The sequence below is a fragment of the Virgibacillus ainsalahensis genome (assembly GCF_055380755.1).
Window position 1 is genome coordinate 2,747,574 of the sequence record NZ_AP043943.1, and the last position, 16,745, is coordinate 2,764,318.

General features: G+C 40.5%; 15 protein-coding genes, 1 pseudogene and 1 riboswitch. Of the genes and pseudogenes, 5 read left to right on the forward strand and 11 right to left on the reverse strand.

What is annotated here, in order from left to right; all coding sequences use genetic code 11:
- Positions 1-14: 14 nt before the first annotated feature.
- Positions 15-1,676 (reverse strand): thiamine pyrophosphate-dependent enzyme, encoded by a 1,662-nt coding sequence (locus ACZ427_RS13500; RefSeq protein ID WP_461176512.1) that lies wholly within the window; start codon positions 1,674-1,676, stop codon positions 15-17.
- Between the two features lie 3 nt (positions 1,677-1,679).
- On the reverse strand, positions 1,680-2,852 hold the full coding sequence (locus tag ACZ427_RS13505) for an aminotransferase class I/II-fold pyridoxal phosphate-dependent enzyme (protein ID WP_461176513.1): 1,173 nt from the start codon (positions 2,850-2,852) through the stop codon (positions 1,680-1,682).
- A 212-nt stretch (positions 2,853-3,064) separates the two neighbouring features.
- Here ACZ427_RS13505 and kynU point away from each other — a divergent pair, with 212 nt between their 5' ends.
- From kynU to ACZ427_RS13530, 5 genes are all read left to right on the forward strand, one after another.
- On the forward strand, positions 3,065-4,336 hold the full coding sequence (gene kynU / locus ACZ427_RS13510; protein ID WP_461176514.1) for a kynureninase: 1,272 nt from the start codon (positions 3,065-3,067) through the stop codon (positions 4,334-4,336).
- On the forward strand, positions 4,333-4,977 hold the full coding sequence (gene kynB / locus ACZ427_RS13515; protein WP_461176515.1) for an arylformamidase: 645 nt from the start codon (positions 4,333-4,335) through the stop codon (positions 4,975-4,977). Before kynU ends, kynB begins: the two co-directional genes overlap by 4 nt.
- Positions 4,974-5,822 carry a tryptophan 2,3-dioxygenase gene (kynA, locus tag ACZ427_RS13520; protein ID WP_461176516.1) on the forward strand — a complete coding sequence of 283 codons (849 nt, stop codon included), beginning with the start codon at positions 4,974-4,976 and terminating at the stop codon, positions 5,820-5,822. The genes kynB and kynA overlap by 4 nt, the downstream gene beginning before the upstream one ends.
- Positions 5,823-6,026: 204 nt before the next feature.
- Positions 6,027-7,373 (forward strand): sodium-dependent transporter, encoded by a 1,347-nt coding sequence (locus ACZ427_RS13525; RefSeq protein WP_461176517.1) that lies wholly within the window; start codon positions 6,027-6,029, stop codon positions 7,371-7,373.
- A gap of 43 nt (positions 7,374-7,416) precedes the next feature.
- On the forward strand, positions 7,417-8,754 hold the full coding sequence (locus ACZ427_RS13530; protein ID WP_461176518.1) for a CoA-disulfide reductase: 1,338 nt from the start codon (positions 7,417-7,419) through the stop codon (positions 8,752-8,754).
- A 222-nt stretch (positions 8,755-8,976) separates the two neighbouring features.
- On the opposite strand, the gene ACZ427_RS13535 is transcribed toward ACZ427_RS13530, so the two are convergent.
- The 9 genes and pseudogenes from ACZ427_RS13535 to ACZ427_RS13575 form a co-directional block, all read right to left on the reverse strand.
- Entirely contained in the window at positions 8,977-9,648 is a 672-nt protein-coding gene (locus ACZ427_RS13535; protein ID WP_461176519.1) for a hypothetical protein, read from the reverse strand.
- Positions 9,649-9,762: 114 nt separating this feature from the next.
- A complete protein-coding gene (locus ACZ427_RS13540) occupies positions 9,763-10,812 on the reverse strand; it encodes a C45 family autoproteolytic acyltransferase/hydolase (RefSeq protein ID WP_461176520.1) in 1,050 nt (349 codons plus the stop codon).
- Positions 10,813-10,926: 114 nt separating this feature from the next.
- Positions 10,927-11,496 carry a hypothetical protein gene (locus tag ACZ427_RS13545; RefSeq protein ID WP_461176521.1) on the reverse strand — a complete coding sequence of 190 codons (570 nt, stop codon included), beginning with the start codon at positions 11,494-11,496 and terminating at the stop codon, positions 10,927-10,929.
- Positions 11,497-11,651: 155 nt separating this feature from the next.
- Positions 11,652-13,535: an ABC-F family ATP-binding cassette domain-containing protein gene (locus ACZ427_RS13550; protein WP_461176522.1), complete on the reverse strand. Its 1,884-nt coding sequence runs from the start codon at positions 13,533-13,535 to the stop codon at positions 11,652-11,654.
- 25 nt (positions 13,536-13,560) lie between these two features.
- Positions 13,561-13,731, reverse strand: a complete 171-nt coding sequence (locus ACZ427_RS13555; RefSeq protein ID WP_461176523.1) for a hypothetical protein — start codon at positions 13,729-13,731, stop codon at positions 13,561-13,563.
- Positions 13,732-13,854: 123 nt separating this feature from the next.
- Positions 13,855-14,325 (reverse strand): 6,7-dimethyl-8-ribityllumazine synthase, encoded by a 471-nt coding sequence (gene ribH / locus ACZ427_RS13560; RefSeq protein ID WP_461176524.1) that lies wholly within the window; start codon positions 14,323-14,325, stop codon positions 13,855-13,857.
- A gap of 25 nt (positions 14,326-14,350) precedes the next feature.
- Positions 14,351-14,962, reverse strand: a pseudogene (ribB, locus tag ACZ427_RS13565) (3,4-dihydroxy-2-butanone-4-phosphate synthase); the annotation flags it as partial.
- Positions 14,963-14,976: 14 nt separating this feature from the next.
- Positions 14,977-15,627, reverse strand: coding sequence for a riboflavin synthase (gene ribE, locus ACZ427_RS13570; RefSeq protein WP_461176525.1), 651 nt, complete (start codon positions 15,625-15,627; stop codon positions 14,977-14,979).
- A 231-nt stretch (positions 15,628-15,858) separates the two neighbouring features.
- A riboswitch (FMN riboswitch) is annotated at positions 15,859-16,005 on the reverse strand.
- A gap of 138 nt (positions 16,006-16,143) precedes the next feature.
- Entirely contained in the window at positions 16,144-16,650 is a 507-nt protein-coding gene (locus ACZ427_RS13575; RefSeq protein WP_461176526.1) for a redoxin domain-containing protein, read from the reverse strand.
- Positions 16,651-16,745 lie beyond the last annotated feature (95 nt).

Below are 16,745 nucleotides of genomic sequence, written 5' to 3' on the forward strand. Positions count from 1 at the left end.
AAACCTCCTAAATTTTATGATTTCCCTTGTCGTTTTCGGATTTGTGCTATCGTTGAGGAAACAGAAATTTGTTCTTTATCTGTCCTGATTTCGATCACTGCAGGGTGTTGCCTGCTTAGTGCCTGTTCTAGAGCATGTTCAAAATCAGTGATGTTATCTGCTAAATAACCATCTGCTCCTACACTGATTGCTAAGTCTTTAAAAGAAACCTGCCCTAGTTCAGTAGCCATTACCTTTTTTGGATAATGCATTTCCTGATGCATACGGATCGTACCATACATATTATTATTAAAAACGAGACTTATGACCGGAATATGATACCTGACTGCCGTCTCCAGTTCCTGGACGGTCATCATAAACCCTCCATCACCGGATAAAGAGACTACGGTTTTATCCGGGAAAGCAAGCTTTGCGCCAATTGCTGCAGGCATCCCATACCCCATTGCACCTGATGTAGGTCCAACAAATGTATGCTGCTTCCTAAATGGATAAAAAGCATGCAACCATCCGGCAAAATTACCTGCATCTGTTGTTAATAACGCATCTTTCGGCAGCTTTTGTTCCAGCTTTGCGATAATTTGCTTATTAATCACATCATCCTCTGACACTTCTAAGCTGCTCACCTCAGCATATGCCTGCCGTCTCCATACTGCCCAGTTTTCCCAGGTCACCTCCACCTTCATCTGAAGAAGCGCCTGTAGTGTTTCTTTCATATCGGCAACAATTCCCACATCTGGAGCAAACACTTTACCAATTGTGTCATAGGAAATATCCGCATGAATCAGTTTTTTATCGGATGTAATGATTGAATAATCCTGTGTAGTGACTTCCGAAAGCCTCGTACCTAATGCGATAATCACATCCGCTTCTTTAACAGTCTGAAGGATTCTTTTATTTGTCCCAAGACCAAGGTGACCTGCGTATAAACCGTGATCATTTGGAAAAGCATCATGACGACGAAATGCCGTAAGAACTGGAAGCTGATATTTTTCCGCAAACTGTACCAGTAATCTTTCTGCTTTTGCGCTTTTCACACCACCGCCAGCGATTATCAATGGTTTTTTTGCCTTATTGAAAAGGTCTTCCACCATTACTATTTCACCTGAAGCTGGTGCAGGCATCGGCCTCCCTGAAACAGGACCGAATTCCATTTGCCCTTCCTCAGGAAGTACATCCTCAGGTAGTGATACAATAACTGGTCCAGGTCTCCCCGACTGGGCAATTCGAAACGCACGCTGAATCATTTCCGGCATACGTTCAGCATCCCTCACCTCAACAGTCCATTTTGCAATGTGAGCAAAATATTGATCCAAATCCACTTCCTGAAAGCCTTCTCTCCCCCTGAATTTCTGATGAACCTGACCTAATAATACGACCAAGGGTGTAGAATCCTGGTATGCAGTATGAACACCGATGGATAAATTTGCTGCACCAACCGCCCGAGTGGCAAAAACAACGCCCGGCTTTAAGACAGATGTTGCATAGCTTTCCGCCATAAATGCGGCACCGCTCTCATGCCTGGTTGAAATGACATCAATCGAAGGTTCGTCATAAAGTGCATCGAGTACAGGGAGATAGCTTTCTCCAGGCACACAGAACACCCGCTTGATTCCTTCCATTTTCATACATACCACAATCGACTGTGCCCCAGTCATTACAGCCATTTGCCTTTTCATCCATTATTCACCTCCAATACCAAGTTGCGTCAAACGCTTGATAACTTCATCCAATCTGGTTGATGATACGGTTAATGCAATTCGAATAAAGCCTTCGCCGGCTGAACCAAAGGCATTACCCGGGGTCACAATAATCCCTGCCTCTTCCAGTAATGTGGTAGCAAAATCAATCGAATTGGAACCTGCTGGAACTTTTGCCCATAAAAAGAGGGTTCCTTTCGGCTTTTCCGCTGAAATCCCAAGTTTCATTAAAGCAGCATGTAATTTTTCCATCCGTTCTTTGTATATGCCGTTATTTGCTTGTACTGTCGAGAGGTCACTTCTCAATGCTGTAGCAGCAGCTTTTTGAATTGGTAAGAATTGCGAGGTGTCCATATTACTTTTCAGTGTTGCTAAAGCTTGAATGACTTTTTTATTTCCGACAACATAGCCGATCCGCCACCCTGTCATGTTAAAGCTCTTGGATAGAGACCCGAATTCTAATGCAACCTCTTTCGCATTCGGTACCTGCAGCAAACTTGGTGATTTGTAGCCGTCAAAAGTCACCAGCCCATATGCAGCATCATTAGCGATAACGACATTATTTTCTTTTGCAAATGTAATCGCTTTCACAAAAGTATCTAATTCGACAGTTGCTGCTGTTGGATTACTGGGGTAGTTAAGGAACATCAGCTTCGCCTGCTTTACATCATCTTTTGCCAACTGCCCAAAACTTGGAATAAAACCATGGTTCCCATCCAATGGGAATGAAACACTTCTTCCACCTGCTAAATGCACACCAGCGCTGTAAACTGGATAGCCCGGGTCTGGGAGCAATACGGTATCACCTGGATTAATTATTGCCTGAATCAAATTGGCAATGCCTTCTTTGGATCCAATTAATGCCAAAACTTCTGATTCCGGGTCAACATTGACGCCATAATATTTTTGATAAAACGCTGCAACGGCTTCTTTAAATTCACTACAGCCACTATAAGCGGAATATCGATGGTTGTCTGGTTTCTTCGCTTCCTCCACCAATTTGTTATATACAAATTCAGGTGCAGGTAAATCCGGAGCCCCGATTCCCAAGTCGATGACATCTACCCCTTCATCCTCCAGCTCCCTTTTCTTCTTCTGAAACGCTGAAAATGGATATGGCGGCAGATTTTTCACTTTGTCCGAAACAAAAGACATCTTTTAACCCCCACTTATAATATACGTAACATCATGTCAAGTATCTGATTCAATTATAAATCAGTTTTTTTACATTTACAACTATTCGAAAAACACAGATGGTTTGTTCCGATATTTAATTTTATTTTAAAAACCGCATATTTATACGAAAAAATGATCTTTATTTGTTAGAATGAGAAGATACAGGAATATATGTAAAAGGGGATCAAAATATGAACGCAGAAAAGGCTTATGCACAGCAATTGGACGAACAGGATGAGCTGAAAAACTTTCGAAACGAATTTTATATAGCGGATGACAATATTTATTTTGACGGGAACTCACTAGGTCTCCTCTCCAAACGTGCAGAAAAAGCTGTAACAAAGCTAATGAACTCCTGGAAAGATTATGCCATCGATGGGTGGTCAGAAGGAAATCACCCTTGGTATTACTTATCGGAAAATCTGGGAGAAATAAGTGCTTCCTTAGTTGGAGCGAAACCGGAAGAAGTGATTATCACCGGGTCCACAACAACGAACCTGCACCAGCTCCTGGCAACATTTTACAAACCTGATGGGAAGAAGACGAAGTTTATCGCCGATGAACTTAACTTCCCTTCTGACATTTATGCAATAAAAAGCCAGCTACAGCTAAAGGGCTTGAATCCGGAGGAGCATCTTATCCAGGTGAAAAGTAATGACGGAAATACGCTGGAAACGACAGAGATTATTAATTGCATGTCAGATGAGGTGGCACTTATCGTATTGCCTGGTGTGCTCTACCGAAGCGGTCAGATTTTGGATATGAAAAGATTGACAACTGAAGCACATAGGCGCGGTATTCTGATTGGGTTTGATTTATGCCACTCCATTGGTTCCATTCCTCACCAATTATCGAATTGGGACGTGGACTTTGCCTTTTGGTGTACATATAAACATTTAAACGGCGGACCGGGAAGTGTCGCAGGCCTATATGTAAACGAAAAACACTTCGGAAAAGTGCCCGGGCTTGCAGGCTGGTTCGGCTCTGCAAAAGATAAGCAGTTTGATTTGGAACATACCCTTACTCCGGCGGAACACGCGGGGGCATATCAAATCGGAACACCACATGTGTTAAGTGCAGCTCCATTGCTTGGTTCGCTGGAGATGTTTCAGGAAGCCGGTATGGACCTGATTCGCAACAAATCACTAGCTTTGACGAACTATTTAATGGAACTGATTGAAACGGAGTTAGCCGACTATGATTTCACGATTGCAAACCCACGTGATAAAGCAACACGCGGCGGTCATGTCTTTCTCGAACATCCGGAAGCTGCACGTATCTGCAAGGCCCTTAAAGCAAACGGGGTCACTCCTGATTTTCGTAATCCGAACGGTATCAGGCTTGCTCCTGTTGCTCTGTATAACACCTTTGAAGAAGTATGGAGAGCAGTACAAATTTTAAAAACAATTATGCGTGAAGAAACCTATAAAAAATTTGAAAACAAACGAGGTGAAATTGCATGACAATGTGGATTGATATCTCACAACCGCTAACGAATGACATGGCCCACTTTCCAGGAGATACCCCATTTTCCTATGAGCTTACGTTTACAAAGCTGGAAACAGGCTCCGCTAATATTGGCCAAATGACAGGAAGTCTGCACACCGGGACACATATTGATGCACCTTTTCACTACGACTCGAATGGAAAAACAGTGGAACAGCTTGACCTTGACCGTTATATCGGCAAAGCGGTAGTCCTTGATGTCAGCAATACGGAAAAAATAACTGCCGATGTTCTACAGGAGTTTGAATGGGAATATGTAACGAGAGTTCTTTTGCACACATCCCTAAAAAATGATCCTAAACGCTTTCCAGAGACTTTTCCATACCTGGATCCGGATATAGCCCCCTTTTTGAAGGGAAAAGGTGTGAAATTACTTGGGGTTGATATGCCATCCGTTGATGCAGCTGATAGTAAAAATCTGGCTACACATCATGCACTATATAAGCATGACATTAATATCTTGGAAAATATTATGCTTGACCACGTATCCACAGGTGTGTATGAATTGATTGCATTGCCGCTTTCCATTAACGGTGCTGATGGCAGTCCAGTCCGGGCGGTGCTTCGCCCGATTGAGGAAAAGGAGAGCGAATTATGACCGAAAAGCACTCGAAAGATACATTTCGATCAGAAGAAGGAATCCATACTGATTTCAAGGAAAAAATGACATATGGGGACTATCTGCAGCTTGACTCATTATTATCAAGTCAAAAAAGACTTTCCGAACACCATGATGAAATGTTGTTTATCATCATTCATCAGGTGAGCGAACTCTGGCTGAAATTGATTATTCATGAAACTCAGGGAGCAATTGCCGCAATCGAGCGCCATGACTTGCAGGCGTCCTTTAAAATGCTGGCACGTGTCTCCAGAATACAAACACAAATTATTCAAGGTTGGGACGTATTGTCAACACTCACTCCGGCTGAATATATGGAATTCCGTGACAGCCTGGGAAATGCTTCCGGTTTTCAATCCTATCAATATCGTCTGGTTGAATTTGTTCTCGGATATAAAACACCATTCATCCTGAAAATTTACGAAAAAGACCCTGAGTTGCATGCGATCTTGGAAAAAGCATACAATAACCCAGGGCTATATGATGTTGCGATTAAAGCATTGGCAAAAGAAGGCTTCCCAATTAATAAGGAACTTCAGGAACGTGATTTTTCCAAAACATACGAAAAAGATGCGACTGTAGAACAGGCTTGGATGGAAGTATATAAAAACGTAAACAAATATTGGGATCTATACCAGCTTGGCGAAAAGCTGGTCGATATTGAAGACCAATTTCAACAATGGCGTTTCCGACACATGAAAACCGTAGAACGGATTATCGGCCATAAGACAGGAACAGGCGGTTCCTCAGGTGTTGGCTATCTAAAAAAAGTGTTAGAACACTATTTCTTTCCAGAATTATGGGATATTCGAACCAAATTATAAACAATTTTATTTTTATTTCTATAAACTACGACGTACCTTAAAATGCAGGTTGATGTCTTACTCGTTGCGGGAAAAGCACGTATCTGAAGTGCCCGCGGAAAGCAACCCAGCAGTTACGTCGCATTTTATACCAACTACTGGTTAAGAAATCAGCCAGAGCTATTAATCCTGCTATGAAGACGCATCTAAGAAAGGAAATTTATAATGAGCAAGAAAACAGATCAATGGTCGACGAAAATTGGTTTCATCCTATCCTCGGCCGGTGCCGCGATTGGCCTTGGTGCCATATGGAAATTCCCTTATATGACCGGGGTGAACGGTGGAGGAGCATTCTTTCTTCTATTTATCGCCTTTACGGTAATTATCGGACTGCCTATTTTAATCGCGGAATTCATTATTGGCAGAGGAGCAGAGAAAGAGGCGGTCAGTGCGTACCAGACACTCACACCGAAAAAATCCCCCTGGTCATTTATCGGACATTGGGGTGTAGTCGGTGCATTTCTCCTTATGTCGTTTTACAGTGTTGTAGGTGGTTGGGTTCTGATTTATAGCTTACTGTCGATACCGGGGATGGTTATTACAAGTGGAACAGATTATCAGGAACTATTTGCATCCATCACTGGAAATCCGATGATTACTATTGCCGGACTGGCTTTCTTTTTATTGATTAATGTTATTGTTGTTTCGTTTGGTATTAAAGATGGAATTGAACGATCTAGTAAAATACTAATGCCATTATTATTCATCTTTTTCATTATTCTCGTGATCCGTGCCGTCACTTTTGAAGGAGCCATGGAAGGCATACGCTTTTTCCTTCAGCCTGATTTTTCTGCACTTACAGCTGAAAATGTATTATATGCACTTGGTCAGTCTTTCTTTTCCCTGGCTGTCGGGATTTCCGTCATGGTTACGTACAGTTCTTATTTGAATAAAGATGTAAGTCTGCCGGCATCCGCAGGTTCTGTTTCTGTGATGAATATTCTCGTATCCTTGTTAGCTGGGCTCGCCATATTCCCTGTCGTATTCGCTTTTGGTCTTGAACCGGCAGAAGGACCGGGTTTGTTGTTTATGGTATTACCGGAAGCATTTAGTCAAATGCCATTTGGCGAAGTCTTTCTAAGTTTATTTTTGCTGCTTTTCCTATTTGCGGTTTTAACCTCCTCTTTCAGTATGTTGGAGATCATTACTTCCGCTTTTACAGAAAAAAAGCCCCGATCCCGGAAGAAAGTAGCAATAACCGCCGCATTGCTTGTTTTCATTGCAGGTATTCCGGCAGCTTTATCATCCAGCGCGTTAGCCGACTTTAAAATTTTTGGATTAACTCCATTTGACGCAACAGATTTTTTAGTCAGTAACATTATGCTTCCTGCCGGGTGTTTATTTATTGCACTGTTTATTGGTTTTAAAATGGATCAGGCCCTTGTGGAACAAGAATTTTCTTATAGTACAAATATATCTCCCGGCATCTATCAAGTATGGATTCAGCTTATCCGCTGGATTGTACCGGTTACAATAGTTATTGTATTTTTAGGTTCATTAGGGATCATTTAGGATAAAATAATGATTATCTCATTCAGCAAAGGAGCGATTTGATATGGCACAGAAAATCCTGATCGTTGGCGGCGTTGGCGGTGGAGCGACCGTTGCCGCGCAAATACGCAGGAATGATAAGAAATCGGAAATTACTATTTTTGATAAGGGTGAGCATATATCTTTTTCCAATTGCGGGATGCCTTATTATATCGGTGGAATCGTCGAGGAAAGGGACAACATTTTAGTCTCCACCGATAAATTCAGAGAGAAGTACAATGTCCACATTCGAACAAATGCTGAGGTGGTTTCCATTGATCGGACAACAAAGCAGATTACGTATAAAGACCAGACAGGAAATCACAATCAATCCTATGATAAATTAATCCTGTCACCAGGTGCCTCAGCTGTCGTGCCGGAAGTTGAAGGTAAAGACAAAGCATGTATTTTCACACTGCATACCATTCCAGATATGGATAAAATCTACCGGTACATTAAGGAAAGTAAACCAAAAACAGCGGCAATTATCGGAGGTGGCTTTATTGGGCTGGAAATGGTGGAAAACCTGCATGCATTGGGGATTGACTGTACTATTATCGACAGATCAGAACAAGTAATGAAAGTCGTTTCTGAAGATATGGCTGAGGTCATTGGTGATCATCTTAAGGAAAAAGGTGTTCAGCTTCTTTTAGAAGATGGGCTATCCGGATATTCTGATCAGGGAAAAACTGTCCAGTTTGCTAGCGGCAACAGTATTCAGGCAGACATGACCATTATGGCGACAGGAGTCCGGCCGAATATTGACCTTGCCTCATCAGCCTCCTTAAAGATTGGAAAAACAGGAGCTATTGCTGTGAACGAATATATGCAAACGAATGATCCTGACATCTATGCGCTTGGAGATGCAGTTGAAACAAAGGATCTAATAACAGGAAAACCGAGACATATAGCACTTGCAGGACCTGCCCATAGACAAGCATTCGTCATTGCAAGCCATCTGAACAACGAGATGGTGCCATATAAGGGTATTATCGGAACGTCAATTATGAAGCTGTTTGATTTAACAATTGGAGCAACAGGTCATAACAAAAACACATTAAATGAAGCCGGAATCCGGTTTAAAGAAGCTGTGCTTCATAGCTATTCCCATGCAAAATATTATCCCGGTTCAGGTAAACTGTGGATAAGGATCTTATTTGATGAAAAAACCGGCATTCTTTATGGAGCCAATGTCGTGGGATTTGACGGTGTAGATAAAAGGCTTGGAGTACTCGCAACTGCCATCAAAGCCAAATTGACAACCGCAGAGCTTGAAGAAGTAGAATTAGGCTATGCACCTCCATATTCAAGTCCAAAAGATCCAATTAACATTATTGGATACAAAGCTTCCAGTATGCTTTAACTTTAAAAAGAAATTTAGAAAAATTGGCTTTTGGCAAGTCTTTTTGATGGGAAAAGTAATTGCAGTCCCATATCTTTTAGAGAACAGCCTTCTGATTACATTAGCTGTTTTCATTATAGAGTAGTGGCGGCATGCTCTTCGCCGCCATGCTGGTTTCTTATCTTTTAAATAAAAGGGTCTGCCCCCTTGCTTGATTGTGGGGGCAGACCCTTTGTTCCTCTATTATAAATCTTCTTCAAAACGGTAGACGAGTTCAAAATTAGACTCATTTAGCAGTTCCGCAACGTGAACACGTACGCCATGGCCAAATACAACTTCATCTTCCGTCATCGCAACAACCATTGCTTTTGTTTTGTTTTGAACATCAATATAGATATCTCCGACAACCGGCTTTAATGTATCATCTTTCTCAGAAAGATAGGAAATGGACTCATCCTCAATTTGCTGGGACTCCGGTACCAGATTTTTATCAAAATAGGCAATTTCCTGACTGGCATCAGACTTTCCGGGAACCATTACAACATACTCACTATGTTTTACACCATTATCCCTTGTTGTCGTTACATTTCCTCCCTCTACACTTTCCACTTTTTCAATTTCGTTTAGGGAATAGTGATCCAGGAAATCAGGGGCAGGCTTGATAATTAGAATATAATCACCAGGTTCTGGCTTGCTATCTTTATCTATCGTATATCGCTTCCCATAGAATATAAAAGTATCATTATGCTGAGGTCTGTACAATTCGATTTCACTGGCACTCGTCAAAACCTGCTGCATGTCTTTCAAACGGTACAGATGGACAGATTTTTTAAACACAGGCTTAACAGAATAAACCTTATGCAGTTCATTTCTGTAAAAAACAAATTGTCCTTTTCTTACTTGATAAAGCTTCATTTCGTTACCTCCTAAAATGCTTATGCTTTTTATATTATAACTATATTTCGTGAAAAAGAAAGCCCATATATAAGTTCCCTAAGTTTATCAAAATTTAAACATAATCACCGGTAGTTATCGTACATTTTTTTCCATATGGACAAAAGGGACCTCCGTATTCACCTCACCTAAAATCCGTTTTGCTGTAATATTATCACCTTGAAGCCATTTCTCAAAATCAAACATAAGCGGTTCACGATCACCGCCAAGAGCAAATCCTGCCTTTTTTTGTTTTGGGAAATATGCAGATGTATGAATCGTCCCTGCCCATTGTTTATATTTATCGGAAAAAACTCCTCTATCCGTATCATTTAGCATTCGGAATGCCTGATAGGCGTCCATTGTGCCAGCTTGCTGCTTCATCACATTTAACCGTTGATAAGAATCATCCAGATGATGGCGGTTTTCGTCTTTCAGGATTTCAAAATGATTCGTACAGATATTAGATTGTCTTACTTCCACCCCTCTTGGAGTTGCTTCCACCACAAATGTCTCCTCATTTTCATCCAGCACGGTGTAGCTAAAAGAGTGGCGATGCGGAATTTCTTTCAAAAGAGAGATCGCTTCATCTACATTTGCGCAAGTTTCCAGAACGATTCTTCCAATCATATGACAGATAAATCCATCACCTGGCTTCTTGCGGTGCATAAAATTGTATCCCATTACCAGCCCTTTTTCATTCATCCCATCCATACGTCCAGTGATCTTCTGGGATGGTCCAATCACCGCATAGCCATTATCTGTTGGCTGATAAACCGTATAACGACCTTCATAGGTCTTGGGATTGTAATCATAATTACGAATCATATAATCAGATCCGGTGAAAATGGAACAACCGCTTTTCACATATTCAAGACGATACCCGCCGAATTCCAGTAATACATCTTCCATTTTCCATTCCAAAGCATCACGAAAACCGATAAGTTCCTCCCAAATTTTAGGAGCAAATGACAAAAACGCCTGTTTTGCTTCCGCTTCACTTATGGTAAAGCGTGGCCTTCTTATTTTCCACTGTTTTTTCCGATTCTCTACGGTAAAAGAATCTTTAAGCAATTCCCCCTGCATGTATCCAAAATCATAGTGGCTGCCGCGAAATTGGACAATATCACTATATATCTGCTTCATCCGTACATCCCTCATTTTCTATTATCTGCCTATAGTGTATCTTATATGAATAGAAATAGAAAATAATTTTTCTTGATAAACAAAATGCCGAAAAACCCCAGTCACAACTGGAGCTTATATTTTTCTATCTGTATTTTTTATTTTAAGAAAAAGCTTTGTAAACCATAGGGACAGAAACGCAATCCCGACATCAATGAATAATAAGTACGTCAGGTTCATTCCTTTATGGAATTCTAATAAACCGAAAATACTAGATAAACCTCCTAAACCAAAAGCAAAAATGACCGACGCAATTACAGCATAAAAGTAAAAATTTTTCCCTTTATTTGTACAGTGTTGATACAAGAGCATGAAAGTTACTGGAAGTAAAACGGCAGTTACCGTGATTCCACTCGTAGTAAGGGGAGTCAATGTGTGTGGGTGAATAAGAAAATTTTGCTCCGCTAATATAGTATCCACATTCATCCATAAAATGTGTATCGTAAAACCAAAAAAAGAAATTTCGAATAATCTTTTCCTATCTATTACAAAGTACAGAAAAATCAGTGGCAGCAAAACGCTCGCAATATTGACCCAAAAGTACCATGTATCCATACCTGAATAGAGACTCCAGTATTCAGAATATAAGTTACTAAGCTGTTCCCTAACTTTGAAGATTTCTTGATATAATTGATGTTCATTCATCTCTCAGCCCACCTAAATAAATCATTTCTTTTTAGTTTTAGACTAAAAGAGTAATTCTATTCAGGATGAAAAACTTGGCATAGAACTTAGGCAGTTAACGAAATACGTTCTCAAACTGTATGGAAGAAACCATCCTAAACATACAGCAGAACCTTTTATGATTTATTTGCCAATTCTTCCACCAGCAGAGAAAGTTCTTCCCAACGATCCATTTTTGTTTCCAATTCCGCTTCTACTTTCTGCTGCTCGGTAAATATTTCTTGCACCTTTTCAGAATCACTTCCGGCTTCAGCAATTTCACCCTGAAGTTCTTCAACCCGAGCTTCCAGTTCCATAATTTCCTCTTCAATTACGTTCCATTCTTTCTGCTCATGGTAGGAGAGTTTTTTCTTTTGCTTTTTTGGTTTTTCTGCTGGTTTAACCATCTTTTTCTGCTGGTTTTCTTCTGTCTCCCTAATTTCTTCAAGATAATCGCTATAATTTCCAAAGAAATGTCGTGTTTTTCCCTGTCCTTTAAAGACAATCAGCTGATCTACAACTCTGTCCAAGAAATACCGATCATGGGAAACGGTAATCACCACACCCGGGAAATGATCCAAATATTCCTCTAAAATACTTAGTGTCTGTGTATCCAGGTCATTTGTAGGCTCATCGAGAAACAGCACATTCGGCTCTGTCATCAACACCTTCAGCAAATACAGACGCCGTTTTTCCCCGCCGGAAAGCCTGCGTATATAGGTCCATTGCTGAGGACGGGTAAACAGGAATCTCTCCAGCATCTGTTCTGCAGTGATTTCTGTACCATCTTTCGTATAGATGACTTCAGCTACTTCTTTTATATAATCTATCATACGCATATTGCCATCAAGTTCTTCATCACCCTGGGTATAATAACCGATTTTAACGGTTTCTCCTGTCTCGATTTCTCCTTGATCAGGGCTCACCCGCTTCGCCATTATATTCAACAGTGTTGTTTTGCCAGTACCGTTTGGGCCAACAATCCCAATACGGTCCCCGGGTACGATAAGATGACTGAAATCTTCCAACAGCTTTTTATCTTCAAAGGTTTTATCAATATTGTTCACTTCAATAACTTTTTTTCCTAACCTTGTTGAGGCTGCCTGGAATTCAACATTTTTCTTTGTCGTATCAAATTTCTGCTCTTTCATCTCCGATACGCGGTTAATCCTTGCTTTTTGCTTTGTCGATCTGGCTTTTGCACCGCGTTTTAACCAGGCCAGCTCCCGTCGTAATGTGTTTTGATGTTTTTGTTCATTGCTTCGTTCTAGAGCTTCACGTTCAGCTTTCTTTTCCAGAAACACTTCATAATTGCCTTCGTAAATATACAGATTGCCTTTATCCAATTCGTAGATTCGATTGGTAACACGGTTCAGAAAATACCTGTCATGTGTTACAAGCAGTAAGGACCCTCTATAAGCTTGCAAATATTTCTCCAGCCATTCCACTGTTTCATTATCTAAATGGTTTGTAGGCTCATCCAAAATAAGCAGATCTGCAGGCTGGATAAGTGCTTTTGCGATTGCGATTCGCTTTCGCTGTCCCCCTGAAAGCTCGGTGACATTTTTATCAAAATCCGTAATTCCCAATTTGGTAAGAATCTTCTTTGCCGCAGCATTTGCTTCCCATGCTTCCTCATCATCCATTTTCTGCTGCATTTTTAGTAGCCGGGATTGTGCTTGCTTACTTTCCGGGTCTCGCTGAAGATGCAAGACCGCCTGTTCATAATCACGCATGACTTTCATAATCGTTGCTTCACCATAATAAATTTGTTCAATAACAGTTAAATCATTGTCCAATTCAGGGTCCTGGGGCAAATATTCGATATGGTAATCCATTGAATGTTTGATTATCCCTTTCTCGGGTGTCTCGATTCCGGCAATTGTTTTTAGAAAACTTGACTTACCTGTCCCGTTCACCCCGATGAGACCGATGCGTTCCTGTTCAGCAATTGTTACAGTGATATCTTTAAATAACAATTTTTCACCATATGACTTATGTACATTTTCAATCGTAAGCATATACTATCCTTCCTCACGCTTTTATCTATTTCGTTTGATGTCTTCTATTCTTTATCCATGCCTTCCCAATGATAACAATTAAAAATAACAACCAGGAAGTAACGAGATAAAAGATTAATTTACTCGTATCATTCATATCAGAAAAGAAAAAGGCCATTCCTGTCCAGACTACTGCTATGATAATAAATTGTGTCACTAAAAGTTTGATTATAATCTCCCCCGATATTCGTAATAGCCCACCATACAGTTTATCTTACTCATCGGTATTTTTCCATTTAAAAAGCCGGGAAAAGCAGTATGTACTGCCTCCCCGACACCTTTATCCTTCTATTGATTTGATCAGGTTCACCATTTCGACTGCAGAAACAGCAGCTTCAGCACCCTTATTTCCTGCCTTGGTACCTGCACGTTCGATGGCCTGTTCAATCGTTTCCGTTGTTAAAACACCAAAGATTACCGGTTTGCCTGACTTAGAAGATGCGCCTGAAACACCCTTTGCAGCTTCACTACAAACATAATCAAAATGCGGTGTGGATCCACGGATTACTGTTCCCAGTGTGATTACAGCATCATATTCCGGTTTTTCTGCCATCTTTTGAGCGATTAACGGAATTTCAAAAGCGCCGGGGACCCAGGCAATATCGATGCTCCCCTCAACAACACCATGTCTTTTTAATGTATCGACGGCACCTTCCAATAATTTACCTGTAATGAATTCATTAAATCTGCCTACAACGATACCTATTTTTAAATCTGTACCAACTACATTTCCTTCAAATTTTTTTCCCATCTGTTTCATCTCCTCATTAATTATGAATACGAGTCTCCATTTTTTTTCGATAAGCAATTAATTGCTCTATTGTAATTAGTTTCAAGTCAAACAGTTCGGCCATTTCCAGTAAATCCGGAATCCGGGCCATTGTGCCATCATCTTTGATAATTTCACAAATTACTCCGGAAGGAAAGGCATTACTTAATAATGCTAAATCGACCGCAGCTTCCGTATGGCCAGGGCGGGTCAATACACCACCTTCTTTGGCAATTAAGGGAAATACATGTCCGGGTTTTTTAAAATCTGCCGCCAGTACCTCCGGGTCCGTTAAAGCTCGTATCGTCCTCGACCGTTCGTTCGCGCTGATACCAGTCGTTGTATCTATATGATCGATTGAAACTGTAAAAGCTGTTCCTAATGGATCTGTACTTTGATCTGTCATCATCGACAGGCCAAGTTTTTCGGCCAAGTCTGCTTTGATTGGCGTACATACCAAACCTCTTGCGTGTGTAATCATAAAATTAATCACATCAGCTGTGACTGTTTCCGACAAGGCAATGAGGTCACCTTCATTTTCCCTGTTTTCATCATCTGTAACAATGATAGGCTTTCCCTGTTCTAATTCAGCTATTGCCTCTTCAATTGAATGGAACATTTTATACACTCCCTTTATGCAAACCCATTATTTTCAAGAAATTCCTGATCTATTTCATTTTTCTGCTGTGGAAATTGCTTGCTTAGCATATTTTGCACATATTTTGCCAGCATATCGCATTCAATATTTACACGATCGCCTATCCCTTTTTCACCAAGAATCGTTTCCGACACAGTATGTGGAATGAGTGAAATGGTAAAGGAATCCTTGTTTACTGCAAATAATGTTAAACTAACACCATCAACCGTAATAGAGCCTTTATGCAATAAAAAACCGGACAGCTCCTCTGGAATCTGAATATCATAATAAATTGCATTTTCCTGTTTTCGTTTTCCGTATATTTTACCGGTACCATCCACATGTCCTGAAACAAAGTGACCTCCGAATCGTCCGTTTGCATGCATCGCCCGTTCCAGATTCACACTTGACCCTGTTTTTAACGCCTGTAATGAGGTTGATTGAATGGTTTCAGGCATAGCGTCCACCTGGAAATGGTTACCTGAATACTCTGTAACAGTGAGACAAATCCCATTCACCGAAATACTGTCGCCAATATTTACGTCTTCGAGTATCTTTGCTGATTCAATGGTCAATTGAACCGCCTGTTCCGATACGTTTTTGATATTTTTTACAGTCCCTTTATCTTCAATAATTCCTGTAAACAATGCGCTCTTCCTTTCTGTAAGGCAGATGGAAAAGTAATTTACTTTCCTACTGCATAAGTGATTTATGTAAACGAAAAAAGCCCCTGAAATAGCTTCAGAGGCTTAGGTTAGAATTTTAATTATCAGCACACTTTATTTATTCAAAAGAAACAGCAAAAAGAAAGATTATACACATATAAAATGTATAAAATCAACGAAATTACTATCACTTTAGCAACCGTGCATCACTAAAAATTCCTTCTCCCATCCAGACTATAACTGTCGGCTCTGGAGTTTCACCAGATCCACCGCTTGGTTAGAAAACCGCACGGGTCACGGACTAAGAAGCATTGCTTCAACACCGCCGATTGGGAATTTCACCCGACCCCGAAGGACTATTTCGTAATTTAATTTCTTATAGTATACAGTTAATACTGGGAAAATGCAAAGATATAGCCTGGTTAAAATATAGAATTATTGTTCTTCATCGGCAGAATCACTCCAGCATCATTTGTTCAGTCAAAATTGCCGCCTTTATCATTCCATCTTTTCAAACTCCTCGACCATCAACTCATAATCCAGTGCACCAAAAGCCTTATATTGAATAACTCCCTCTGAATCAATCATGTAGGAAGTCGGGATTGGTTTAATCCGATATAAGGTTGATACTTCCCCCTGATTATCCAACAATATCGGAAAAGTTAACCCAAATTCATCGGTCATTTTTGGTATGTCCTTTTGATTGATTTCCGTATCGGTTAAATTAATTGCAAGTATGGCGACATCTTTATCCTCATAGAATTCCTGCATTGCCGGCAATTCTTCTTTGCATGGCGGACACCAGGTCGCCCAGAAATTCAGCATCACCCGTTCTCCACGGAAATCGGATAATTTAACCGTCTCACCATCTGTTGTTGTCAATTCAAAATCAGGTGCTGTATTTCCAATTTCAAGACCTGTTTCCTCGGCTGCTACTGTAGATCCGGCTACTAATGCAATTGTAATCATAACTAGTAAAATAAACCATAATCGTATTTTTTTCATAAACCATACCTCCGCTAACGTAGTCGTATTTATTCTTCCGCACTTTGATTGATACATACAAAAAATACGGTGACTTTGCTAAGAATTTGCTATAA